A 22816-nucleotide genomic window follows, 5' to 3' on the forward strand; every position below is an offset into this window, starting at 1 on the left:
GCAGCGCCTCACTGCTCCGTCGGGTGCGGGAGCGGTCCGCCGATGAGCAGGTCGTCGTTCTCGCGGCGACGGCGCAGGACGACGGTGGTCACCAGGCCGGCGATCAGCAGCGCGACGAGCACGCCCGCGCCGATGGTGAGCCCGACCCCGGCCGAGAGCCCACCGGTGCTGGAGGCTGCGGGCGGCACGGTGCCGGCCTTGGCGGAGGTGATCGCGATGCCGCAGACCTGCGCGGCGTCGGGAGCCGTCGCGGTGGAGCCCTCCGCCGGGTAGGCGACCGTGACCGCGGCGGTGCGCTTGCTGATCGAGCCGACCGCGACGACGCAGTAGACCTCGGCCGTGGGCTCCGCGACGACGGCCTCGCCGAGGTCGAGGTCGGACCAGCCGAGCGCGTCGACGCGGACCGCGAGGTCGCCCGCCGCGAGGTCGGCCTGGACGCCGGCGGTCGTGTAGGCGCCGACGGTGACGCTCTCGACCGGACCGAAGCCCCAGACCGCGCCGCGCGGCATGGCCGCCTCGGCGCTGGAGGACTCGCGCGGCTCGACGAGGATGCCGGGGGCGGAGGAGGCGGTCAGCCCGAAGGTGCTGGTCGCGGACGAGCCGCGGTCGCCGCTGATCGTGACCGTGTACGTGCCGATGGAGAGGAGCGCCGCGGTCGGCACGGTGGCCGAGCCGGTGCTGGTCGACTCGCCGTCCTGGCGGTTCTCGACCGTCAGCGCGGTCTCCGTCCCGGCGGGAGCGCGCAGCGTCGCCGTGGCGTTCTCCTCGCGCTGGAACCCGGCGTAGGCGACGCCCACCCCGTAGAAGCGGGCGAGATCGACGGTCAGCGATCCGGGGTCGACCCCGGCGTCGCGCGTGAGGAACACCGAGACGGCGGGAGGGCTGCCGACGGTCTCCGTCCCAGGGACGGGTGCCGTGGCGGGGTCGGCCGCGGAGGTCGAGAGCAGCGTCCGTCCGGGCGCGGAGGCGCGCGGCGCCGTCGTGCCGGCCTCGGTGGTCGCGGTGCCGCGGGAGTTGCCGCCGCCGCCACTCGAGCCGGAGCCCGGCGCCGGATTGCCGCCACCTGTGCCGGCACCGGGACTGGTACCTGTTCCCGGGCTCGTCCCCGTTCCGGGGCTCGTACCCGTTCCGGGATTGGTCCCCGTTCCGGACGTGTTTCCAGGGTTCGGCGTCCCGGTGCCCGGAATGGTTCCGGTACCGGGATCGGTACCCGGGTCGGTTCCGGGATCCGTTCCTGGGTCAGTGCCGGGATCCGTCCCCGGATCGGTGCCGGGATCGGTTCCGGGATCGGTCCCCGGGTCAGTCCCGGGATCCGTCCCCGGGTCAGTGCCGGGATCCGTCCCCGGATCGGTGCCGGGGTCCGTGCCCGGGTCTGTTCCGGGATCCGTCCCAGGGTCGGTACCAGGGTCGGTGCCGGGATCCGTCCCGGGGTCCGTACCAGGATTCGTCCCGGGGTCGGTTCCGGGATCGGTGCCCGGATTCGGCCCCGGCGCAGGGTCGTCGGTCGACGAGCCGACGGGCTCGACCGGTACCGGCTCGCTGGTCGTCGGAGAAGGGTCGGGCAGCGGCTCGGCCTGGGCCGAGGCGGGCAGCGCGAGCCCGGCGAGGAGCAGGGCGAGCGCGAGCGCGGACGCCGTGGAGCGGCGACGCTGCTGCAGCAGACGCTGTCGAGTCATGGAAGTTCCTCCCCCGCGAGACGCCGAACGCACCCCGAATGCGGGGAGCGAGCCTCCCCGTGAAGAGACTATGCGCGAACCGGCGCCGCTCGACAGCGGTCCAGTCCCCCGTCCGAGGGGCCTTCTACAACATTCGCATCACGGCGGAAGCGCGCCGATGCGCTGCGGTCAGGCGCGCTCGAGCAGGGCTCGGCGCAGGCGATCCGGCTCGACGCGCCAGTAGGTGTGCACGCGCCCGTCGATCAGGACGACCGGGATCTCCTCGACGAAGCGCTCGTGCAGCTCGGCGTCGTCGAGGATCGAGGCCTCGGCGAGCGAGACGCTCGGAGCTCCGGGCACGTCCGCGAGCTCGGCGAGGACCTGCTGCACGACGGCGCGGGCGTCGTCGCAGAGGTGGCAGCCGGGCTTGCCCACGAGAGTCAGTGCCACATCCACCCGGTCAGTGTAGACGCGTCCCGGCGAGCCGATCGGGCCGGGGAGCGCACGGCGCGAACGCAGAGGGTCCGACGCAGAAGGGCCCGGAGACGCAGACGAGCGCCCGACCCCAGAGGGGCGGACGCTCGAAGGGTGAAGAGGCGCGAGCCTACTTCTTGTTGCGACGCTGGTGACGAGTCTTGCGAAGCAGCTTGCGGTGCTTCTTCTTCGCCATACGCTTGCGACGCTTCTTGATGACAGAACCCACGAAGACCTCACAACGTTCAGGGGGTCGACCGCCCGACGGACGGCCGCTTACGAAAAACTGGCTCCCGCGAGCTTACACGACGCGGCCCCCCACGAGAATCCGCGCCGTCGCGCAACCCCTGGCGGCGACCGACGCGGCCTCACTTGCGGATGCGCAGCGCCTCCGCGACCTTCGTCGCTCCCTCGCTCACGCCGCGCTGGATGTCCTGCACCACCGTGCTGACCTGGTGCGTCCGGTCGGCGAGCGCCCGCCCGAGCGACTCGGCCCGGGCGGCCGCGGCCGCGTCGAGCACGGCGGCGCCCTCGTCGGCCTCGTCGGCCGCGCCGAACGGCAGCAGCCAGTCCTCGACGGCGACGAGCGGCCCGTACTGGAGTGCGTAGATGCGGTGCTGCCCGCTCTCGCGGACGGTGACGAGCCCCGCCTCGCGCAGCACCTTGAGGTGCTTGGACACCGTCGGCTGGCTGAGCTCGAGCTTCGCGACGATGCGCGAGACGCTCATGCCGCCGGCGCCCCCGGCACCCTCGACCCGCTGCTCCAGGAGGAGCGAGAGGATGTCGCGGCGGGTGCCGTCCGCGATCACCGCGAAGATGTCAGCCATCCCCCCAGGGTAGTCAGCGCCCTCCGTCGCGGGCAGGGTGTCGCCCGTGCGTATGCCGCGCGGCGCATGGTGTCCGGGCGCCCCGGGAGCCGACCGGCGAGCGGGTAGCATGGCCGCGATCGAGTGGAGGGCCCGCCGTGGTGGTTCGGCAGCAGTTCCGCAGCCCCGTGGGGGTCTCGCCGGCCTCGCCGTGGTCGAGTTTCGCCCGGGCCCGCGACCTCGTCGACGACTTCGCCGGCCGCTCGCCGTCGCGCTTCGCGATCATGATCTTCTCGGGCCTGATCCTCGTCTTCACCCTGCTCTTCTCGCTGCCGGTGTCGAGCACGACCGGCACCGTCACCCCGCTGCACGACGCCTTCTTCACCGCGATGTCGGTGATCTGCGTCACCGGCCTCGCCACGGTCGACATGGCCACGCACTGGTCCGCGTTCGGGCACTCGATCGTCTTCATCGGCGTGAACATCGGCGCCCTCGGCGTGCTGACGCTCGCGTCGATCATGGGCCTGGCGATCTCGCGCCGCCTCGGGCTCCGCGCGAAGCTGATGGCCGCGAGCGACTCGAACCCGCTCCGCATCCACTCCGGTCCCGTCGCCGAGGGCCAGGCCGTGCGGCTCGGCGAGATCGGCGGTCTGCTCGCGACGGTCGCCATCAGCGCCGCGGTGATCGAGATCGTGGTCGCCCTCCTCCTCTTCCCGCGGATGCTGATCGACGGCATCCCGATCGGCGAGGCGATCTGGCACTCCTTCTACTACTCCGCGATGGCGTTCACGAACACCGGCTTCGCCCCGAACGCCGCCGGCCTGACGCCGTTCGAGGACGACTACTGGTTCCTCGGGATCCTGATGATCGGCGTCTTCCTCGGCTCGATCGGCTTCCCGGTGATCTACGCCTTCTCCCGCGGCTGGCGGCGCCCGCGCAAGTGGTCGGTGCACGTGAAGCTCACGCTGGTCACCTCGCTGATCCTGCTCGTCGCGGGAGCCGTGCTCTACATCGTGCTCGAGTTCGACAATCCGACGACCTTCGGCACCCTCGACGCCGGCGACACCGTCTTCCAGTCCTTCTTCCTATCGACGATGACGCGCTCGGGCGGCTTCTCGACCATCTCGATCCCGGACCTCAACGGCTCCAGCCTGCTCGTCACCGACATGCTGATGTTCATCGGCGGCGGCTCGGCCTCGACGGCGGGCGGCATCAAGGTGACGACGCTCGCGATCCTCTTCCTCGCGGCGTTCGCCGAGGCGCGCGGCAACAACGACATGGAGGCGTTCGGCCGCCGGATCCCCAACGACGTGCTGCGCCTCGCGGTCTCCGTCGTGCTCTGGGGAGCCACCACCGTCGCCGTCTCGTCGGTCCTGATCCTGCACATCACCAAGGCGCCGCTCGACCACGTCCTCTTCGACGTGATCTCGGCGTTCGCGACCTCCGGCCTGTCGACCGGGCTCACCGCCGAGCTGCCGACCTCCGGCGTCTACGTGCTGGCGCTGACGATGTTCATGGGCCGCGTTGGTACCGTGACTCTCGCTGCCGCGCTCGCCGCGAGCCAGCGCAGGCAGTTGTTCAGACGACCGGAAGAGAGGCCCATCGTTGGTTGACCGCATCAGGTACGACGCCCCGGTGCTGGTGATCGGCCTCGGTCGCTTCGGCGCCGCGACGGCCGGCCAGCTCGACCGGCTCGACCGCGAGGTGCTCGCGATCGACGCGGACGCCGGGCTCGTGCAGAAGTGGTCGGAGCGGGTCACCCACGCGGTCCAGGCCGACGCCCGCTCGCTCGACGCGCTCGCCCAGATCGGCGCGCAGGACTTCCAGGTCGCCGTCGTCGCCGTCGGCTCCTCGATCGAGGCGTCGGTGCTGATCACCGCGAACCTCGTCGACCTCAAGATCCCGCAGATCTGGGCTAAGGCGATCTCGCGCTCGCACGGCAAGATCCTCGAGCGGATCGGCGCGAACCACGTGATCTACCCGGAGGCCGAGGCGGGCGAGCGCGTCGCGCACCTGGTCTCGGGCCGGATGCTCGACTTCATCGAGTTCGACGACGACTTCGTGCTCGCCAAGATGTACCCGCCGAAGCCGATCCGCGGCCTCACCCTCACCGAGTCGGGCGTGCGCCGGAAGCACCGCGTCACCGTCGTCGGCGTGAAGAGCCCGGGCAAGCCCTTCACCTACGCGACCGAGCAGACCGTCGTCTCGAACCACGACCTCATCGTCGTCAGCGGCACCCCCACCGACATCGAGCGCTTCGCGGCCCTCGGCTCCTGACCCCCCTGCCCCCTTCCGCGAGATGCCACTTCGGTACGCCTCGCACGGCGTGTCGCGTACCCAAGTGGCATCTCGCGGGGGGAGGGGCGGCGGGGGTCAGGAGGCGGCGAGCTCGCGGGCGCGGGCCAGGGCCGCGTCGGTTGCGCGGGTGAAGAGGGCGGCGAGGTCCGCCTCCTGCAGCACGGCGATCGCGCGCTCGGTCGTGCCGTTCGGGCTGGTGACCCGGCGGCGCAGCTCGGCCGGCTCCTCGCCGGAGTGCACGAGCAGCTCGGCGGCGCCGCGGAAGGTGCCGGTCACCATGGTCGCGGCCTGCTCGGGCGTGAAGCCCTTGGCGAGCGCCGCGGCGGTCAGCTCCTCGACCAGGAGGAAGACGTAGGCCGGCCCCGATCCCGAGATCGTCGAGAGCGCGTCGAGCTGCGACTCCGGCACCTCCACCACCTCGCCGACGGTCTCGAACAGCCGGCGGACCAGCGCCAGGTCGTCCGCGCTCGAGCGGGTGCCGGCGCTCAGGCCGGTGACCGCGCGGCCCACGACGGCCGGGGTGTTCGGCATCGAGCGGAGCACAGCGACCGAGGCGGGCAGGTGCGCCTCGAACGTCGCGACCGTCACTCCCGCCGCGACGCTGACCACGATCGTCCCGGGGGCGAGCGCGTCGGCGATCTCGTCGAGCAGCGCGGGCACCATGTGCGGCTTCACGGCCACCAGCACCACGGCGGCGCCCTCGACCGCGCGGCGGTTCGCCTCCGGATCGTCGGCGGTCGCGAACGCGGTCACCACCGGGTGGCCGCTCCAGCGCGCCGCCTTCTCCGCGTCGCGGTTGGTCACGCGGACACCGCCCTGCACCTCCACGCCGGGGGCGAGCAGTCCGCTGAGGATCGCGCCCCCCATCGAGCCGAGCCCGAGGACGGCGATGGACGGGAGCTGCACGGGTGCGTCGGTCATCCGCCCATCGTACGAAGGCGATCTCCGCGCAAGGGCCACGACTCGGTCGACGGCGGGAGCCTGCTGCCCGGCGCCCGCCTCCTAGGATGGGCCGACCACCCCCGAGCACCAGCACCCCGACGAGTCACCCCGAGGAGACCCCGTGAGCGCATCCGGAGGCGGTTCCGCCATCATCGCGGCGCTGGCCGCGAACCTCGGCATCGCGCTGACCAAGCTCGTCGCCTGGTTCTTCTCGGGCTCGGCCTCGATGCTGGCCGAGGGCGTGCACTCGCTCGCCGACTCCGGCAACCAGCTGCTGCTGCTGCTCGGCGGCCGCAAGTCGCGGAAGGCCGCCGACGAGGAGCACCCGTTCGGCTACGGCCGCGAGCGCTACGTCTACGCCTTCGTCGTCGCGATCATCCTCTTCTCCGTCGGCGGCGTCTTCTCGATCTACGAGGGCGTCGAGAAGATCGCCGAGCCGCACGAGCTCGAGAACGCCTGGCTGCCGATCCTGGTCCTCCTCGTCTCGATCTGCCTCGAGGGCTACTCGCTGCGCACCGGGGTCAAGGAGTCGAACAAGGTCCGCGGGCAGCAGTCCTGGCTGCAGTTCATCCGCCGGGCGAAGGCGCCGGAGCTGCCGGTCGTGCTGCTCGAGGACGTCGCCGCGCTCACCGGTCTCGTCTTCGCGCTGCTCGGCGTCGGCCTCTCGGTGATCACCGGGAACACGGTCTTCGACGCGATCGGCACGATCATGATCGGCACCCTGCTGGTCGTCGTCGCGATCGTCCTCGGCGTCGAGACCAAGAGCCTGCTGGTCGGCGAGGGCGCGACCCCGGCCGACGCCGCGGCCATCCGCACGGCCATCGAGGCCGGTCCGGACGTCGAGCGCGTCATCCACATGAAGACCCTCTACCTCGGCCCGGACGAGATCCTCGTCGCCGCCAAGCTCGCCTTCCCCGCCGCCGAGACGATGGCCGAGCTGGCCGCGGGGATCGACGCGACGGAGAAGCGCATCCGCGACGCGGTCCCGGCCGCCCGCGTCATCTATCTCGAACCCGACGTCGACCGCGGGGCGCAGCCGCCCTCGACGGAGCCGACCGCCGCCGCCGGGAGCGCCGGCTGATGCGCCGAGTCCTCGCGATCGTCAACGAGCGCGGCGCCGGACTCGGCGCCCTCGAGCCGATGCTGCGCGACCGGGGCTTCGCGGTCGACGCGGTCGCCGGCACCGACCTCGACTCCGTCGACATCCTCGCGCCCGACCTCGTCGTCACCCTCGGCTCGAGCGCCGGCGTCTACGAGACCGCCCGGCACCCCTTCATCTCGCCCGAGATCGCCCTGCTGCAGGACCGGCTGCACCACCGCCGGCCCACCCTCGGCGTCTGCTTCGGCGCGCAGCTGATCGCCGCCGCGCTCGGCGAGGAGGTCCGGCCAGGCCCGACCCGCGAGGTCGGCTTCCGCGGCATCGTTGCGACCGAGGCGGGACTCCGCTCGCCGCTGCGCCACCTCGCCGAGGTCCCGGTGATGCAGTGGCACAGCGACACCTTCGACCTGCCCGCGGGGACGACCCTGCTCGCCTCCTCGCCCTCCTACGCCGTCGAGGCGTTCGCGATCGACGACTGGCTGCTCGGCGTGCAGTTCCACCCGGAGCTCACCGGCGAGCTGGCCGCGCGCTGGCTCGAGGGCGACGCCGAGTACGCCGCGGGAGCGGGCTACGGGCACGAGCAGCTCGAGGACGACGTGCGCGAGGGCCGCTTCGAGCGGATGCGGACGGCGACGGAGGCGGCGCTCGGCGAATGGGTCGGCGCGCAGGGCTGAGTCGCGTGCTCCGGAGTCTCGCGCTCCGGGCCGCTCAGCGCTTCGCCGCGAAGAAGTCCAGCAGCAGCCGCGCACCCTCGTCGGCCCGCAGCCCCGGGTACACCTCGACCACGTGGTGCAGCCGGCGGTCCCGGAGCAGGTCGTGCACCGAGCCGGCCGCGCCCGCCTTCTCGTCCCACGCCCCGAAGACGACGCGCTCGAGCCGGGCGGCGAGGATCGCCCCGGCGCACATCGCGCACGGCTCGAGGGTGACCACGAGGGTGCAGCCCGCGAGCTGCCAGTCTCCGCGGGCGGCAGCGGCCTCCCGCAGCGCGACCACCTCGGCGTGCGCCGTCGGGTCCGTGCGCAGCTCGCGCTCGTTGCGGCCGCGCCCGATCACCGCGCCGTCGCAGTCGACGACCACCGCGCCGACCGGCACGTCGCCCCATCCGGCGGCCCGGCGGGCCTCGTCGAGCGCGAGCCGCATCCAGGCGTCCGCCTCGGGAGGGAGGGGGAGGTCGCTCTCGCGCATCGCGCCCCCTCGTCCGGCTCCGGCCGGCTCCGACCGGCAAGTAGATTGAGCTTATGCGCGTCCACGTAGCCGACCACCCGCTGATCACGCACAAGCTCACCGTGCTGCGCGACAAGCGCACCCCCTCCCCCACCTTCCGGCAGCTCGCCGAGGAGCTGATGACCCTGCTCGCCTACGAGGCGACCCGTGGCGTCCGCACCCGCACCGTCACCATCGAGACGCCGGTCACCACGACCACCGGCCTCGCGCTGAGCGACCCGCAGCCGTTGGTCGTGCCGATCCTGCGCGCGGGCCTCGGGATGCTGGAGGGCATGGTCAAGCTCATCCCGACCGCCGAGGTGGGCTTCCTGGGCATGGCGCGCAACGAGGAGACCCTCGAGCCGACCACCTACGCCGAGCGCCTGCCCGACGACCTGTCCAATCGCCAGTGCTTCGTGCTCGACCCGATGCTCGCCACCGGCGGCTCGCTGATCGCCGCCATCCAGTTCCTCTTCGACCGCGGCGCCGAGGACGTCACCGCCGTCTGCCTGCTCGCCGCCCCCGAGGGCCTCGCGGCCGTGGAGAAGGCGTTCGTCGGCAAGGACGTGACCATCGTCCTCGGCTCGCTCGACGAGAAGCTCAACGAGCTCGGCTACATCGTCCCCGGGCTCGGCGACGCGGGCGACCGCCTCTACGGGCTCGCCGGCTGAGCCGCTCCGGGCGCCCGCCGCGGCGCCCGGAGCGCGCCAGTGTGCGCGGATCTGTTGACGGGGTCCGGCACCATCCGCTTTACTTTCGGACATGACTGACAACGCGCACGCCCTGACCTCCCTTGAGGCCATCGGGGATGCCGGCATGATGATGGCCGGCGGCCTCGTCCTGCGCTGTCGAATGTGCGCCTGAGGAATCACCCTCGCCGGTTCTCCGCACAGCCTCCGCCCCCGATCGCACTGATCGAGCCGATCCTCTGATCGGCCGGGCGTCGCAGGCGCGGTGAACCCCTGGATGCCCCGCATCCGCCCCTGCCGGCCCGCACCTCGTGCACCGGCTCTCGCGCGCACACCCGGATCCGCTCCCCGGACACTCGTCTCGGATCCGACCAGCCCAAGGATTCGTCATGTCCCTCCTCCACGCCCGTCCCGTCTCCACTCCCGCCGCCGCCCCCCGCCTGCAGGCCGCCCCCGAGGCGGCGGCCACCGCTCCCCGTCTCCGCGCCGTGCCGCAGGGCACCGAGGCCCGCGGCTTCGCCCTCTACGTCGGCATCGACGAGGCCAAGGCCCGCGCCGCCGGCATCGACCTCGGCCGCCTGGTCGAGGAGCTCAAGCGCGTCACCGCCGAGTTCGCTCCCGACGCCGAGACCTACGCCTCCGTCGCCCTCGCCCCGCAGGGCGCCGGCGGCCGCGACGTCGACGTCGTCCGCCTCGCCCTCCAGGACCCGGCCGCCGTCGCCCGCCGCCGCTCCGAGACCGAGCCCGACCTCGACCGCGCCCCCGGCGGCGTCGTCATCGACATCTCGCGCAAGCGCGTCATCCTCGACGACGAGACCACCGCCCTCACCTACAAGGAGTTCGAGCTGCTGCAGTACCTCGTCCTCCGCGAGGGCCGCACCATCGAGCGCGCCGAGCTGATCTCCTCGCTCTGGGGAGCCGCCGACGACGACGCCCCGAACGAGCGCACCATCGACGTGCACGTCCGCCGCCTCCGCGCCAAGCTCGGCCGCTACGAGGACATCGTCCGCACCGTCCGCGGCGTCGGCTACCGCTTCGACCGCCACGCGGACGTCGCCATCCGCTACGCCTCCACCCCCAGCCCCGACCTGTTTTGAAGTGCTGCGCGAGCGCGAGCGCTCGCTCCGCCGCGGTCGGCTCCGCGGGTGGTCGCGTCTCATAGAGCGTCCTACCCACGGCTCGTGAGAAACGCTGGCACGCGTTTCTCACCGAACGCCTCGTAGAGGGCGGCTGGTCGTTCGGCCCGAGTCGGACGAGGGGTCGGCGGCACCACATGCTGGTCGAGTAGCCGCGGCACGCGGCGTATCGAGACCCACCCCCGTGCGGAGGGTGGATCTCGATACGCCCGCGGAGCGGGCTACTCGATCAACATGCAGGGGGAGCGGCAGCACTCGGCGCGACGCCAGCTCATGCAGCCGAACGGGCTACTCGATCAGCATGCAGGCGGCGGCGCTCCGCGCGCCAGCGGACGCCCGCTGGGCGAACAGAGACGTGCCGGCATTCATGCTGGTCGAGTAGCCGCGGGACGCGGCGTATCGAGACCCGGTCCGGTGCTGCGGCGGCGTCGGGACGGCGGCGCGAAGGGGTCACAGGGAAACGTCAGGAAATCGGCCCTTGCGGCGTTATCGATCCGTTATATAGTTCAAGTGCGTCGACCGTTTGCTGTGGCGGGAAGCGCGAGAAGTGATTGCAGGACACTCTTGGTGCAAGGGAATGAAGGCCGGCCGCTCGCCTCAGCGGCCGGCCTTCTGTCGTTCCCGGACTGAGCACCGCCCCCGCGCGACAGCCGCCGGACGCCCCCGCGCCCCGGGCGCCGGACGACCGTCGAGACGCCGTATCCTGAACGGAACACAAGGAGGATGCGTGAGCTCGAGACGTGCGGTCGCCGCGTGGGAGTCGCTGTTCCGAGCGCAGGTGCACGTGATGCGGGCGCTGAGCACCGACTTCCCGTCGAAGGAGATCTCGCTCAACGAGTACGACGTCCTCTTCAACCTCACGCTGCAGCCCGAGCGCCGGGCCCGGCTCCGGGATCTGAACAAGCACGTCCTCCTGACGCAGCCGAGCGTCAGCCGCCTGATCGACCGCCTGGTCGCGCGCGGCTGCGTGACCAAGAGCGAGGACCCGACCGACGCCCGCGGCACGGTCATCCAGATCACCGACGAGGGCTACGCGCTCTTCCGACGGGTGGCGATGACGCACATGCAGACGATCTCGGACCACGTCGGAGCGGCGCTCGACGACGACGAGCTGGACCAGCTGACCGCCCTCTGCGACAAGCTGCGCGAGCGCGTCGCCTCGGCCTGAGAGCTCCCGTTCTCCGCTAGCACGCCCCGCCGCCACGCGGCCAGCACTTCGCGCGGGCGCCGGACTCGCGGATCATGGAGGCACCATGAGCAGCTCCTCCCCCACCCTCGTCTGGCTCCGCGACGACCTGCGTCTCGCCGACAATCCGGCACTCCGGGCCGCGATCGACCGCGGCGGCCCCGTCGCCGTCTGCTACGTGCTCGACGAGGAGTCCGACGGCATCCGCCCGCTCGGCGGCGCGGCGCGCTGGTGGCTGCACGGCAGCCTGCTCGCGCTCGCGGGCGACCTCGAGGAGGCGGGAGCGTCCCTGATCCTGCGCCGCGGGCCGGCCGAGGCCGTCGTGCTGCAGCTGGCCGAGGAGATCGACGCCGGCGCGGTGCACTGGAACCGCCGCTACGGCAAGGCGGAGCGGACCGTCGACGCCGCGATCAAGGAGGCGCTGCGCGACCGGGACGTCGAGGCGGAGAGCCACCAGGGCTCGCTGCTCTTCGAGCCGTGGACCGTGCAGACCGGCGGCGGCACCCCCTACTCCGTCTACACCCCGTTCGCGCGCGCCTGCCGCAACCGGGACACTCCGCGCGCACCGCTGCCGCGACCGCGCGAGATCGACGGGATCGCCTCGGAGGCGGCCTCCGACGACCTCGACGACTGGCAGCTGCTGCCGACCAGCCCCGACTGGGCCGGCGGGCTCCGCGAGCGCTGGGTGCCGGGCGAGAAGGCGGCGGCGAAGCGGCTGCGCGCGTTCCTCGCCGAGCAGCTCGACGACTACGCCGACGACCGGAACCTGCCGGCGCGCGACGCCACCTCGAACCTGTCGCCGCACCTGCGCTGGGGCGAGATCAGCCCGTTCCAGGTCTGGCACGCGCTCGAGGAGGCGCACGCGAAGGGGCAGCACCGCGGTGAGGGCAGCGACCGCTTTCTCGCCGAGGTGCTCTGGCGCGAGTTCTGCTACCACCTGCTCTTCCACTGGCCCGACCTCGCGACCGCCAACTTCGACTCCCGCTTCGACTCCTTCCCCTGGGGCCACCCCGGCGAGGACAGGATCGACGCCTGGCACCAGGGCCGCACCGGCTTCCCGCTCGTCGACGCGGGGATGCGCGAGCTGTGGAAGACCGGCTACATGCACAACCGGGTCCGGATGGTCACCGCCTCGTTCCTGATCAAGAACCTGCTGGTCGACTGGCGGGTGGGCGAGGACTGGTTCTGGGACACGCTCGTGGACGCGGATCCGGCGAGCAACGCCGCCAACTGGCAGTGGGTCGCGGGGTCGGGCGCCGACGCGTCGCCGTTCTTCCGCGTCTTCAACCCGGTGACGCAGTCGAAGAAGTTCGACCCCGAGGGCGGCTACCTGCGCGAGTACGTCCCGGAGCTCGCCGAGCTCGACCGCACCGTGATCCACGAGCCGTGGACGCTCGGCGACACGCTGACGCCGGAGGCGGACGGCTATCCCGCGCCGATCCTCGACCTCAAGGAGACGCGGGTGCACGCCCTGGACGCGTTCGCGGTGATCAAGAGCGCGAAGCGCGACATCTCGCGCCCCGACGACGACTGACGGCGCCGCGCCCCGCCGCTAGATGTACATCGCGGGGTCGATCCAGAAGGCCGGATCCGCCAGCGCGTCCTCGGCGCGGCCCAGCGCGCGCAGGTCGCGGGCGGGGATGCCGACCAGCACGGCTCCGTCCGGGGCGTCCTTCACCACGACCGCGTTCGCGCCGACGCTCACGTCCGAGCCGAGCACGATCGGCCCGAGGATCACGGCCCCCGCGCCGACGACCACGCGGTCGCCGAGCGTCGGGTGGCGCCGCTCGCGCTTCGCCGACTTCCCGCCGAGCGTGACCGAGTGGTAGAGCATGCAGTCGTCGCCGATCCGCGCCGTCTCGCCGATCACCACGCCCATGCCGTGGTCGATGAAGAGCCGGCGGCCGATCGTCGCGCCGGGGTGGATCTCCACTCCGGTCGCCGCGCGGGCCGCCTGCGCGAGGAGCCGCGCAGGCAGGCGCGCACCGCGCCGCCACCACCGGTGCGCGAGGCGGTGCACCCAGACCGCGTGCAGCCCGGGGTAGGCGAGCACCACCTCCGCCGCGCTGCGGGCCGCGGGGTCGCGCAGGCGCGCGGCCGCCACGTCCTCGCGGAGGCGCGCGAAGGCCGTGAGGCGTCCGGCCGCCCCGCGGTGGGGTCCGGCGGCGCTCAGCTGCGGAGGTCCTCGTAGAGGACGGTCGAGATGTACCGCTCGCCGAAGTCGCAGACGATCGCGACGATGGTCTTCCCCGCGTTCTCGGGGCGCTTCGCGACCTCGAGCGCCGCCCACATGATCGAGCCCGAGGAGATGCCGCCGAGGATGCCCTCCTGCGCGGCCATCTCGCGTGCCACGCGCACGGAGTCGTCGAGGGTGACGTCGATGATCTCGTCGTAGACGTCGCGGTCGAGGTTGGCGGGCACGAAGTTCGCGCCGATCCCCTGGATCTTGTGCGGACCGGCCGTGCCCTGCGTGAGGAGCGGCGAGTCGATCGGCTCGACGCCGATGATCTGCACGCCGGGCTTGCGCTCCTTGAGGACCTGGCCGACGCCGGTGATGGTGCCGCCCGTGCCGATGCCGGCGACGAAGACGTCGACCTCGCCGTCGGTGTCCTCCCAGACCTCCTCGGCCGTCGTGCGGCGGTGCACCTCGGGGTTGGCGGCGTTCTCGAACTGGCGGGCGAGCACGGCGCCGGGCGTCTCGGCGACGATGGCCTGCGCCCTCTCGACCGCGCCGCGCATGCCCTCGGAGCCGGGGGTCAGCACGATCTCGGCGCCGTAAGCGCGCAGCAGGACCCGGCGCTCGGTCGACATCGTCTCGGGCATCGTCAGGATCACCTTGTAGCCGCGGGCCGCGCCGACCATGGCCAGCGCGATGCCGGTGTTGCCGCTCGTGCCCTCGACGATGGTGCCGCCGGGCGGCAGCTCCCCCGACGCCTCGGCGGCGTCGACGATCGCGACGCCGATGCGGTCCTTCACGCTGTTCGCGGGGTTGTAGAACTCGAGCTTGGCCAGGACGACGGCGCTGTCCGCTCCGTCGAGGCGGTTGATGCGGACGAGCGGGGTCCTGCCGACGAGCTGCGTCACGTCGTCGTGGATGCGTGCCATGGTGTGTGCTTTCTGCCGGGGCCGACCGCCCCGGGGCCCCGGGGCGACTGGTGGTGCGGTGATGCCGACGCTCCCCTCGCGGGGACGCACCCTCCACGATACGGAAGCGGCGTGCCCGGGGGCGCCTTCCGCCGGTCACGCGCGCCGGATTCCCACCTCCGCCCGGCCGTCCCCGTCGGGGTCGCGGACGCCTCGTCACAGGTGCATCTCGTCCTCTCGGAGGACCCCCTCCTCCCGGGCGCGTCGCGTACCATGACCGAGGGGGATCGCACGACCGGCGCGACGACCCGCCACCCTGCATTCGCGCGGCATCACCGCGCCGGAAGGACCTCCCGCTCCATGGCTCTCCCCACCGCATCCCGCAGCTCCGCTCGACCGCTGGGGATGTCGTTGCGGGCAGTGCTGGGCTTCATCGGGATGAGCGCCGTGGCGGGCGTCCTGATCACCGTCGGCGTCACTCCGGCGCTCGCGCTGACGGGCCTCGCGACGAGCAACACGATCGGCATGTTCCAGAACCTGCCCGGCTACCTCGACGCCGGCCAGCTGATGCAGCGGACCAACATCTACGCGGGCGACGGCACGACCCTCCTCGCCTCCGTCTACAACCAGAACCGCGTCGAGGTCGGCTGGGACGAGGTCGCCCAGACCGCGAAGGACGCGGCGGTCGCCGGTGAGGACCCGCGCTTCTACGAGCACGGCGGCATCGACCTGCAGGGCACGCTCCGCGCGCTCGCGGTCACGCTGACCGGCGACGACCTGCAGGGCGGCTCGTCGATCACGCAGCAGTACGTCAAGAACGTGCTCGTGCAGAAGGCCGAGTCGATCACGGACGAGGCCGAGCGCGACGCCGCCTACAAGCTCGCGACCGACCCGACGCCCGAGCGCAAGCTCAAGGAGATGCGCCTCGCGATCGGCCTCGAGAAGGAGACGTCGAAGGACGACATCCTGCTCGGCTACCTCAACATCGCGCTCTTCGGCGGCACGGTCTACGGCATCGAGGCCGCGGCCAACTACTACTACGGCATCCCCGCCAGCCAGCTCTCGACCTCGCAGGCCGCGTCGCTGCTGGCGATCGTCAACAACCCGTCGAAGTTCCGCTTCGACGACCCGACGGACGAGGCCAACGGCGCCGCGAACGGGTACGCCGCGACCAAGGAGCGCCGCGACTACATCCTCACCGAGGAGCTGAAGTACTCGAAGATCAGCCAGGAGGTCTACGACGCGGCGATCGCCGAGCCGATCACGCCGAACATCACGGAGCCCTCCACCGGCTGCGCGACCGCCGGCGACGCGGCGTACTTCTGCGAGTACGTGCTCAACGTCCTGCGCAACGACGAGGCGTTCGGCGCCGACGACGACGAGCGCTACCAGCGGATCCGCCAGGGCGGCTTCGACATCGTCACCACCCTCGACCTCGACATCCAGCAGGTCTCGCAGGCCGCGATCAACGCCTACATCCCGTCCTACGACTCCCGCTTCCAGGTCGGTGCCACCGCCGCCTCGATCCAGGCCGGCACCGGCCGCGTGCTGTCGATGGTGCAGAACACGAAGTACAGCCAGGACGAGGAGTTCCTCGCCGCGAACCCCGGCTTCAGCGCGATCAACCTCAACGTCGACGTCGCCATGGGCGGCACCGCCGGCGTGCAGACCGGTTCGACCTACAAGGTCTTCACCCTCGCGCAGTGGCTGCAGGCGGGGCACACGCTGAACGAGTCCTTCCCCTCGCCGACCTCGGGGTTCCGCGCTTATCCGCAGAAGTGCAACGTCGCGAACGACGGGCTGTTCACCGAGCGATTCGCTCCGCGGAACGACGTCGCCTCCGAGGACGCCTCGTCGATGACCGCCGTCCAGGCCACGGCGAACTCGATCAACACCGGCTTCATGGGCATGGCCAACCAGCTCGACCTCTGCGACATCCGCACCACGGCGGAGTCCTTCGGGATCCACCGCGCCAACGGCAACGAACTGGAGAACGGAGCCGCGTCGGTCCTCGGCACGAACGAGATCGCTCCGCTGACCGTGGCCAACGCCTACGCCGGCATCGCCAACGACGGATCGACCTGCGCCGCGATCGTCATCGACCGGATCACGGACAGCACCGGTGCGGCCGTCGCACCGCCCACCTCGTCCTGCACGCAGTCCGTCACCCCCGAGGTGGCGCGGGGCATGCAGTACGCGATGCAGCGGGTCATCACCTCCGGTACCGCCACCGCCTCGGATCCGCGCGACGGCATCGAGCACATCGGCAAGACGGGCACGACCGACGAGGCGGCGGACGTCTGGACCGCCGGCGCCAGCCGTGCCGCGTCGCTCGCCGTCTGGGTCGGCAGCATCAAGGGCTTCGACGACGGATCCAAGCAGAACCTCCGCACGACCAGGCTCACCGGCGAGAAGGGCACGATCAGGGCCGCGGACGCGCGCCACGCGATCTGGAAGCCGATCATGACGGCGCTCGATCAGAAGTACGGCGGCGACGACTTCATCGACCCGCCCGCCTCGATGCTCGCGTCCTCGCCGCGGTCCGCGACGCTGACCGAGGTGCCGGACGTGACCGGGCTCACGGTCGCTGCGGCCACCGCCACGCTCACCGCCGCCGGCTTCTCCGTCGGCGTCACCGAGCCCGTCGACTCCGCGAGGATCCCGGAGGGGTCCGTCGTCTCGACGACTCCCAGCGCGGACGAGACCGTCCTGCGGGGAGCCGTCATCCCCCTGCAGGTGAGCACCGGCAAGGCGCCGAAGAACCCCAGCGACATCTCCGACGTCAACGGCACCCTGCTCACCACCGCCTCCGAATGACGGCACCGGTCAGCCGCGCCTGACGGCGGGCACCCCGCCTGCCACCTCTCGCGCCGGGAACGACGTGCTCGCGGCCGGCGCGGGCATGCGGTCGTCCATCGAGCCGGTGTCAGCGGCCGACCCTCCCCCGTGGTCGGGCGTGTTCCGCGCCGCGCGGAAGGAGTCCGGGCGCGCCTGGGCGGGGATGTCGGAGACGTCGCCTAGGGTGCTGGTGCACCGAGAGGATCCATCCTGAAGCGTCCGAACGTCCCCGTCTTCCAGCCCCGTCGCACCGTCCACGGGGCTCTCGGCGCGCTGTTCGGATTCGTGATCGTCAGCGTGCTGGCCGGGCTGCTCGCGACCGTCGTGGTGGCGCCGGCCTTCGCGCTCACCGGGGCCGCCACCTCGAGCACGATCTCGGCGTTCCAGTCGCTGCCGAGCTACCTCGAGGTCGGCGAGCTGATGCAGAAGACGGACGTCTACGCGGGCGACCCCGACGACCCGACGCTCCTCGCCTCCTTCTACGACCAGAACCGCATCGAGGTCACCGCCGACCAGATCGCGGCGCCGGTCTTCGACGCCCTGGTCTCGAGCGAGGACCCGCGCTACTACGAGCACGGCGGCATCGACCTGCAGGGCACCCTGCGCGCCGTGGCCAGCACCTATCTCCTCGACACGGCGCCGCAGGGCGGCTCCTCGATCACCCAGCAGTACGTCAAGAACGTCCTCGTGCAGAAGGCCGAGTCGATCAGCGACGAGAGCGAGCGCGACGCGGCCTACACGGAGGCGACCGCAACGACGCCCGAGCGCAAGCTCAAGGAGATGCGGCTCGCGATCGGGGTGGAGAAGGAGTACTCGAAGGACGAGATCCTCCTCGGCTACCTCAACATCGCGCTCTTCGGCGGCACCGTCTACGGCATCGAGGCCGCGGCCGAGTACTACTACGGCGTCCACGCCGCCGACCTCTCGGTCGGGCAGTCGGCCGCACTGCTGGCGATCGTCAACAACCCGGAGAAGTTCCGCTTCGACCGCCCGGACGATCCCGACAACGGCGAGGCGAACGGCTACGCGCTGACCACGAGCCGGCGCGACTACATCCTCGACCGGATGCTCGAGTACGGGAAGATCGATGCCGCGGCCCACGACAGCGCGCAGGCGGCGCCGATCGAGCCGGTCATCACTCCCCCGTCGAACGGCTGCCAGACCGCGGGCAGCGCCGCCTACTTCTGCGACTACGTCTCGCACGTGCTGCGCGACGACCCCGCCCTCGGCGACACCGCCGACGAGCGCTATGCGGCGCTCAAGCGCGGCGGGCTCAAGGTCTACACCACGATCGACCTCGGGCTGCAGGAGACGGCGCAGGCGCTGATGGACGAGCAGATCCCCGCCTCGGACCCGCGCTTCGACGTCGGCGCGACCGCCGTCGCGGTGCAGACGGGGACGGGGAAGGTGCTGACGATGGTGCAGAACAAGCGCTACAGCCAGGACCCGGACGTCATCGCGAGCGGACCGGAGTACTCGGCGATCAACCTCAACGTCGACGCGGACATGGGCGGGGGCAACGGCTTCCAGCCCGGCTCCGGCTACAAGGTCTTCACCCTCGCGGAGTGGCTGCGGTCCGGGCACACGCTGCTCGAGCAGTTCGACTCGAAGCGGAAGAACTGGACCGGCTTCACGGACAGCTGCGAGGGGAGGCAGGACTACCCCGCCTACAACCCGAAGAACGCCGGCGACGGCGGCTACTCCGACACCCAGACCGCGCTGAACTCGACGATCTGGTCGCTGAACACGGGCTACACCGGGATGTCGCACCTGCTCGACCTCTGCAGGATCCGAACGACCGCCGAGTCGTTCGGCATCCACCGGGCGGACGGCGGCGCACTGAGCCAGTCGGCCGCGTCGGTCATCGGCACGAACGAGGTCGCTCCGATGACGATGGCCGTCGCCTACGCGGCGATCGCGGACGACGGGAGGCGCTGCACCCCCGTCGTGATCACCGAGATCACCGGACCGGACGGCGTCTCGATCCCGCCGAGCGAGTCCGAGTGCACGCGCGCCGTCTCGTCGTCGGTCGCCCGGGCGATGCAGTACGCGATGCTCAGGGTGACCGCGGAGGGCACCGGCACGCAGGCCGACCCGAAGGACGGCGTGCAGCACATCACCAAGACCGGGACCTCGGACAACTCCGCCGACACCTGGGCGCTCGGCGCCTCGAGCTCCGTCTCGCTCGCCGTCTGGGTGGGCAGCATCAAGGCGCAGGACAGCGGCTCGCGGGTGAACCTGGAGTCGATCGACTTCGCGAGCGGCTGGGCACCGGATGCGCGCCACCGGATCTGGAAGCCGCTGATGACCGAGATCGACTCGCTCTACGGCGGGTCCGACTTCGCCGCCGCCGATCCGGCGACGATCGCGGCGCCGCAGGTCGTCGTGCCCGATCTCGCGGGCCGCAGCAGCGACAGCGCGACCCGGACGCTCACCGACGCCGGCTTCACGGTCGGGTCGATCACGCAGGTGGACTCGACCCAGCCGCAGGGGGCGGTCGCCGGCACCGTCCCCGCGGCCGGCACGACGGTCGACAAGGGCTCCGTCGTCGGCGTCACCCTCAGCACCGGCACTCCGCCCCCGGCCACCTCACCCCCGGCCGCCTCCGCGCCGCCCACCGGCTGAGACCCACCGGCCGCCACCACCTCGACGAGGAGCGGACCCGCGACACGCCGTCGCGACGGAGGGAACCGTTCCGCCCGATCGGACATCTCTGAGCATGACCGCTTCCTCACCGCCTCGAGAAGCCGGAGTGTCGTGGGCGACCGCGCTCTCGGGTGACCCCGACGACTTCGGCCGCCTCTACGACGCCTTCCGGCAGCGCGTGTTCTGGCACGCGCTCCGCCACACCCGCGCCCTGCACGACGCCGAGGACGTGACGGCGCTCGTCTTCCTGGAGGCGTGGCGCCGCCGGGCGTCCGTCCGGCTCGTCGACGGGTCGCCGCTCCCCTGGCTGCTCGCCACGACGAACAACGTCGCCCGGAACGCCGGACGGTCGGCACGCCGGCACCGGCTGGCTCTCGGGCGCCTGCCCGAACCGGAGCACCAGGACGACTTCTCCGGCGACTCCGACCGGCGGATCGACGACGAGCCGCGACGCGAGGCGATCCGCCTGGCGTTCGGAGCCCTCGGCCTCCGCGACCAGGACGTGCTGTCGCTGTGCGTCATCGCCGAGATGCCCGTCGCCGACGCCGCCGCGGTGCTCGGCGTCCCCGAGGGAACGGTCAAGTCCCGGCTCTCCCGGGCCAAGGGGAAGCTCGCAGGGCTGATCTCCGATCTCACCGCCGACGCAGCCACCGATGGAGGTGCACGATGAACGACAAGCCCGTGATCGATCCGGAGCGCGACCGCGCCTTCCGTCGCATGATCGTCGAGAACGCCCGTGCCGACCGGGCTCGGCGGCCGCTGCGCCACCGCGCCTCCTTCCTCGTCGGCCTCGTGACGGCGGCCGTGCTGCTCTCCGGCGGCGGGGTGGCGGTCGCCCTGACCGGCGCGTTCGACCCTCCGGAGCCGGCGCCCGTCGAGACGGCGACGCCGGAGCCCGTCCCGACGCCGACCGAGACGCAGACGGCCACGGCCACCGCCACCGCCGCGCCCGTTCCGGCGCCGACCCCCGTGCCGACGGAGACCGCGGCGACCGCCGACCTGTCCGCCTGGGTGATCGGGTTCGACGGCATCGGGCCGATCGCGTTCGGCGGGAGCAGCGAGTCCGCCTCCGCCGCCCTCGACACGACCGCTCTCGTGCCGTACGACTTCGGGGTCGAGGAGTGCCGCTCCGATCGGCGGGGTTCCACGGAGAACCCCCAGGCCTGGATCATGGCGGTCTCCGACGAGCCGGGCAGGGTCACCCTCCTGAACGTCTTCGGCTACGGGGTCGACGCGACGCGGGCGGCCGCCGCGTTCCCGCGCACGGCGGAGGGGATCGGGATCGGCTCGACCGAGCAGGAGCTCCTGGCGGCCTACCCGGGGATCACCCCGGCGGATCCGGTCGCCGGTGACGCCCTCTACGCGCTGAGCAACGGCTCCGGGCGGACCCTGTGGTTCCGGATCGCCGCCGACCAGGGGACCGTGGTGGACATCACGCTGAACGAGCAGCCGGTGCTGACGCTCGGCGGCTGCGGGGCGTGAGGCCGGTGGCGGTGCGGCTCGAGGTCGGAGCCGCGCCGCCGCCGGGGCGCCGGAGCGGCGTCCCGCACGCGTCGGCTCTCAGTGGTGGAAGCGGTGCACGACCGCGTGGCCCTTGCCGCGGCCGATCAGCCAGCGGTTGACCGGGGTGGTGACCACGAAGGCCAGGGCGAGCGAGCCGGCGAGGGAGCCCCAGAAGAGGCCGGTCGCGAGTCCCGCGTCCATCGCGCCGGGGATCGCCAGCATCCCCGTGTTGTCGATGACCTCCATCACGGCGATCGAGACGGTGTCGGCCGCGAGGGCGATGCCGACGGCGGCGCGCCAGGAGACCCCCGCGCGGAGCACTCCGCGCATCGTCAGGGCGTAGCCGAAGGCGAAGGCGAGCACGATGGAGAGCACGACGGTGCCGAGGGTGTGCAGCCCGAGTGCGGTGCCGAGCACCATGCCGAGGACCTCGCCGATGGCGCAGCCGGTGAGGCAGTGCAGAGTGGCCGTGGCGGCGGTCCGCCAGGACGTCGTGGCGGAGGCGGAGTGGCTGCTGTGGTCGTGCGCGGCGTCGGTCATCGGTGCTCCCTCGGTGTCGGTCACCGTGGTTCAACATACCCCCGGGGGGTATATTCCCGAGGCGGGCGATTCCCTGCGACCGAGGGGGTCAGAGCTGGACGGCGGCGGCCGGCAGGAGGCCGAACTCGACCAGCTCGGCGTCGGTGAGGAGGCGGCTGCGGATCATGAAGCGCTTGCCCTCGGGCGCCTCGACGCTGAAGCCGCTCCCCCGCCCGTCGACCAGGTCGACGGTGAGGTGGGTGTGCTTCCAGTACTCGAACTGGGTCCGCGACATGTAGAACTCGATCGGGGCGAGCCCGTCCACGTGCAGCGTCTCGACGAGCACGTCGGACGCCCCCGTGCGGAACATCCCGACCGGGAAGCACATCGGCGAGCTGCCGTCGCAGCAGCCGCCGGACTGGTGGAACATCAACGGCCCGTGCAGCTCGCTCATCCGCTGCAGCATGCCGGCTGCCGCCTCGGTCACGTCGACGCGCGTGCTGTCCATGGACGGTGTTCCTCTCGGTGGTGCGTGCGTGTGCTGTGGGTCCCTCAGGAGAGATCACTTCGTCGGTGCGGGGAAGCCCCCCATGCTGATCGAGTAGCCCGCGAAGCGGGCGTATCGAGATCCACCAGCCTCAGAAGGACGAGTCTGCAGAGCCGCCCTGCTGAGGACGGCGGGTCTCGATACGCCCCTCCGGGGCTACTCGACCAACATGAAGGTCCGCCGCCGCGTCC

Annotated in this window: 22 protein-coding genes; 12 read left to right on the top strand and 10 right to left on the bottom strand. The window is 72.0% G+C overall.

Annotated features, from left to right (window positions below; all coding sequences use genetic code 11):
* Nucleotides 1-8 precede the first annotated feature (8 nt).
* From EDF17_RS19780 to EDF17_RS08065, 4 genes are all read right to left on the bottom strand, one after another.
* The gene (locus EDF17_RS19780) at nt 9-866 is read right to left on the bottom strand and encodes a hypothetical protein (protein ID WP_166649626.1); all 858 of its coding nucleotides are present in this window, start codon (nt 864-866) and stop codon (nt 9-11) included.
* A gap of 978 nt (nt 867-1844) precedes the next feature.
* Nucleotides 1845-2111: a glutaredoxin family protein gene (locus EDF17_RS08055; RefSeq protein WP_123446618.1), complete on the bottom strand. Its 267-nt coding sequence runs from the start codon at nt 2109-2111 to the stop codon at nt 1845-1847.
* A gap of 148 nt (nt 2112-2259) precedes the next feature.
* On the bottom strand, nt 2260-2358 hold the full coding sequence (locus EDF17_RS08060) for an AURKAIP1/COX24 domain-containing protein (protein ID WP_003792170.1): 99 nt from the start codon (nt 2356-2358) through the stop codon (nt 2260-2262).
* Nucleotides 2359-2497: 139 nt separating this feature from the next.
* On the bottom strand, nt 2498-2956 hold the full coding sequence (locus EDF17_RS08065) for a metalloregulator ArsR/SmtB family transcription factor (protein ID WP_123446619.1): 459 nt from the start codon (nt 2954-2956) through the stop codon (nt 2498-2500).
* 260 nt (nt 2957-3216) lie between these two features.
* Here EDF17_RS08065 and EDF17_RS08070 point away from each other — a divergent pair, with 260 nt between their 5' ends.
* Together EDF17_RS08070 and EDF17_RS08075 are read left to right on the top strand one after the other, a co-directional pair.
* On the top strand, nt 3217-4548 hold the full coding sequence (locus EDF17_RS08070; RefSeq protein ID WP_243587915.1) for a potassium transporter TrkG: 1332 nt from the start codon (nt 3217-3219) through the stop codon (nt 4546-4548).
* On the top strand, nt 4541-5212 hold the full coding sequence (locus tag EDF17_RS08075; RefSeq protein WP_123446620.1) for a TrkA family potassium uptake protein: 672 nt from the start codon (nt 4541-4543) through the stop codon (nt 5210-5212). Before EDF17_RS08070 ends, EDF17_RS08075 begins: the two co-directional genes overlap by 8 nt.
* A 96-nt stretch (nt 5213-5308) precedes the next feature.
* Here the strand turns inward: EDF17_RS08075 and proC are convergent, their stop codons facing one another.
* Nucleotides 5309-6154 (bottom strand): pyrroline-5-carboxylate reductase, encoded by an 846-nt coding sequence (proC, locus tag EDF17_RS08080; protein WP_123446621.1) that lies wholly within the window; start codon nt 6152-6154, stop codon nt 5309-5311.
* Nucleotides 6155-6296: 142 nt separating this feature from the next.
* Here proC and EDF17_RS08085 point away from each other — a divergent pair, with 142 nt between their 5' ends.
* The gene (locus EDF17_RS08085) at nt 6297-7256 is read left to right on the top strand and encodes a cation diffusion facilitator family transporter (protein ID WP_123446622.1); all 960 of its coding nucleotides are present in this window, start codon (nt 6297-6299) and stop codon (nt 7254-7256) included.
* A complete protein-coding gene (locus EDF17_RS08090) occupies nt 7256-7948 on the top strand; it encodes a gamma-glutamyl-gamma-aminobutyrate hydrolase family protein (RefSeq protein ID WP_123446623.1) in 693 nt (230 codons plus the stop codon). The genes EDF17_RS08085 and EDF17_RS08090 overlap by 1 nt, the downstream gene beginning before the upstream one ends.
* A gap of 34 nt (nt 7949-7982) precedes the next feature.
* On the opposite strand, the gene EDF17_RS08095 is transcribed toward EDF17_RS08090, so the two are convergent.
* A complete protein-coding gene (locus EDF17_RS08095) occupies nt 7983-8459 on the bottom strand; it encodes a nucleoside deaminase (RefSeq protein ID WP_243732831.1) in 477 nt (158 codons plus the stop codon).
* A gap of 53 nt (nt 8460-8512) precedes the next feature.
* Between EDF17_RS08095 and upp the strand changes: the two genes are divergently transcribed.
* From upp to EDF17_RS08115, 4 genes are all read left to right on the top strand, one after another.
* Nucleotides 8513-9148 carry a uracil phosphoribosyltransferase gene (gene upp, locus EDF17_RS08100; RefSeq protein WP_123446624.1) on the top strand — a complete coding sequence of 212 codons (636 nt, stop codon included), beginning with the start codon at nt 8513-8515 and terminating at the stop codon, nt 9146-9148.
* A 407-nt stretch (nt 9149-9555) separates the two neighbouring features.
* Nucleotides 9556-10263, top strand: a complete 708-nt coding sequence (locus EDF17_RS08105; RefSeq protein ID WP_123446625.1) for a winged helix-turn-helix domain-containing protein — start codon at nt 9556-9558, stop codon at nt 10261-10263.
* 826 nt (nt 10264-11089) lie between these two features.
* On the top strand, nt 11090-11470 hold the full coding sequence (locus tag EDF17_RS20250; protein ID WP_123736825.1) for a MarR family winged helix-turn-helix transcriptional regulator: 381 nt from the start codon (nt 11090-11092) through the stop codon (nt 11468-11470).
* Between the two features lie 85 nt (nt 11471-11555).
* Nucleotides 11556-13022, top strand: a complete 1467-nt coding sequence (locus EDF17_RS08115; RefSeq protein ID WP_123446627.1) for a deoxyribodipyrimidine photo-lyase — start codon at nt 11556-11558, stop codon at nt 13020-13022.
* Nucleotides 13023-13040: 18 nt separating this feature from the next.
* Here EDF17_RS08115 and epsC read toward each other — a convergent pair whose 3' ends face one another.
* Nucleotides 13041-13592 (bottom strand): serine O-acetyltransferase EpsC, encoded by a 552-nt coding sequence (epsC, locus tag EDF17_RS08120; RefSeq protein WP_243732832.1) that lies wholly within the window; start codon nt 13590-13592, stop codon nt 13041-13043.
* 65 nt (nt 13593-13657) lie between these two features.
* Complete coding sequence (cysK, locus tag EDF17_RS08125) at nt 13658-14593, bottom strand: cysteine synthase A (RefSeq protein WP_123446628.1); 936 nt, start codon at nt 14591-14593, stop codon at nt 13658-13660.
* 339 nt (nt 14594-14932) lie between these two features.
* Between cysK and EDF17_RS08130 the strand changes: the two genes are divergently transcribed.
* From EDF17_RS08130 to EDF17_RS19785, 4 genes are all read left to right on the top strand, one after another.
* Nucleotides 14933-17389: a transglycosylase domain-containing protein gene (locus EDF17_RS08130; RefSeq protein WP_164874537.1), complete on the top strand. Its 2457-nt coding sequence runs from the start codon at nt 14933-14935 to the stop codon at nt 17387-17389.
* A 306-nt stretch (nt 17390-17695) separates the two neighbouring features.
* A complete protein-coding gene (locus EDF17_RS08135; protein WP_123446631.1) occupies nt 17696-20035 on the top strand; it encodes a transglycosylase domain-containing protein in 2340 nt (779 codons plus the stop codon).
* 127 nt (nt 20036-20162) lie between these two features.
* Entirely contained in the window at nt 20163-20726 is a 564-nt protein-coding gene (locus EDF17_RS08140) for a sigma-70 family RNA polymerase sigma factor (protein ID WP_243732833.1), read from the top strand.
* On the top strand, nt 20723-21538 hold the full coding sequence (locus tag EDF17_RS19785; RefSeq protein WP_166649627.1) for a hypothetical protein: 816 nt from the start codon (nt 20723-20725) through the stop codon (nt 21536-21538). Before EDF17_RS08140 ends, EDF17_RS19785 begins: the two co-directional genes overlap by 4 nt.
* Nucleotides 21539-21616: 78 nt before the next feature.
* Here the strand turns inward: EDF17_RS19785 and EDF17_RS08145 are convergent, their stop codons facing one another.
* A complete protein-coding gene (locus EDF17_RS08145; protein WP_243732834.1) occupies nt 21617-22123 on the bottom strand; it encodes a DUF4396 domain-containing protein in 507 nt (168 codons plus the stop codon).
* Between the two features lie 64 nt (nt 22124-22187).
* A complete protein-coding gene (locus EDF17_RS08150) occupies nt 22188-22586 on the bottom strand; it encodes a DUF779 domain-containing protein (protein ID WP_123446633.1) in 399 nt (132 codons plus the stop codon).
* Between the last annotated feature and the right edge of the window lie 230 nt (nt 22587-22816).

It is taken from the genome of Rathayibacter sp. PhB1, from assembly GCF_004362935.1.
Classification (GTDB): Bacteria; Actinomycetota; Actinomycetes; order Actinomycetales; family Microbacteriaceae; genus Rathayibacter; species Rathayibacter festucae.

Excerpts from the sequence above, each read along its gene's own strand:
- upp (WP_123446624.1), top strand. The coding sequence starts at position 8,513 with ATGCGCGTCCACGTAGCCGACCACCCGCTGATCACGCACAAGCTCACC.
- EDF17_RS08130 (WP_164874537.1), top strand. The coding sequence starts at position 14,933 with ATGGCTCTCCCCACCGCATCCCGCAGCTCCGCTCGACCGCTGGGGATG.
- EDF17_RS08115 (WP_123446627.1), top strand. The coding sequence starts at position 11,556 with ATGAGCAGCTCCTCCCCCACCCTCGTCTGGCTCCGCGACGACCTGCGT.
- EDF17_RS08150 (WP_123446633.1), bottom strand. The coding sequence starts at position 22,586 with ATGGACAGCACGCGCGTCGACGTGACCGAGGCGGCAGCCGGCATGCTG.
- EDF17_RS20250 (WP_123736825.1), top strand. The coding sequence starts at position 11,090 with ATGCGGGCGCTGAGCACCGACTTCCCGTCGAAGGAGATCTCGCTCAAC.
- proC (WP_123446621.1), bottom strand. The coding sequence starts at position 6,154 with ATGACCGACGCACCCGTGCAGCTCCCGTCCATCGCCGTCCTCGGGCTC.
- EDF17_RS08065 (WP_123446619.1), bottom strand. The coding sequence starts at position 2,956 with ATGGCTGACATCTTCGCGGTGATCGCGGACGGCACCCGCCGCGACATC.
- EDF17_RS19785 (WP_166649627.1), top strand. The coding sequence starts at position 20,723 with ATGAACGACAAGCCCGTGATCGATCCGGAGCGCGACCGCGCCTTCCGT.
- cysK (WP_123446628.1), bottom strand. The coding sequence starts at position 14,593 with ATGGCACGCATCCACGACGACGTGACGCAGCTCGTCGGCAGGACCCCG.
- EDF17_RS08090 (WP_123446623.1), top strand. The coding sequence starts at position 7,256 with ATGCGCCGAGTCCTCGCGATCGTCAACGAGCGCGGCGCCGGACTCGGC.
- EDF17_RS08095 (WP_243732831.1), bottom strand. The coding sequence starts at position 8,459 with ATGCGCGAGAGCGACCTCCCCCTCCCTCCCGAGGCGGACGCCTGGATG.
- EDF17_RS08105 (WP_123446625.1), top strand. The coding sequence starts at position 9,556 with ATGTCCCTCCTCCACGCCCGTCCCGTCTCCACTCCCGCCGCCGCCCCC.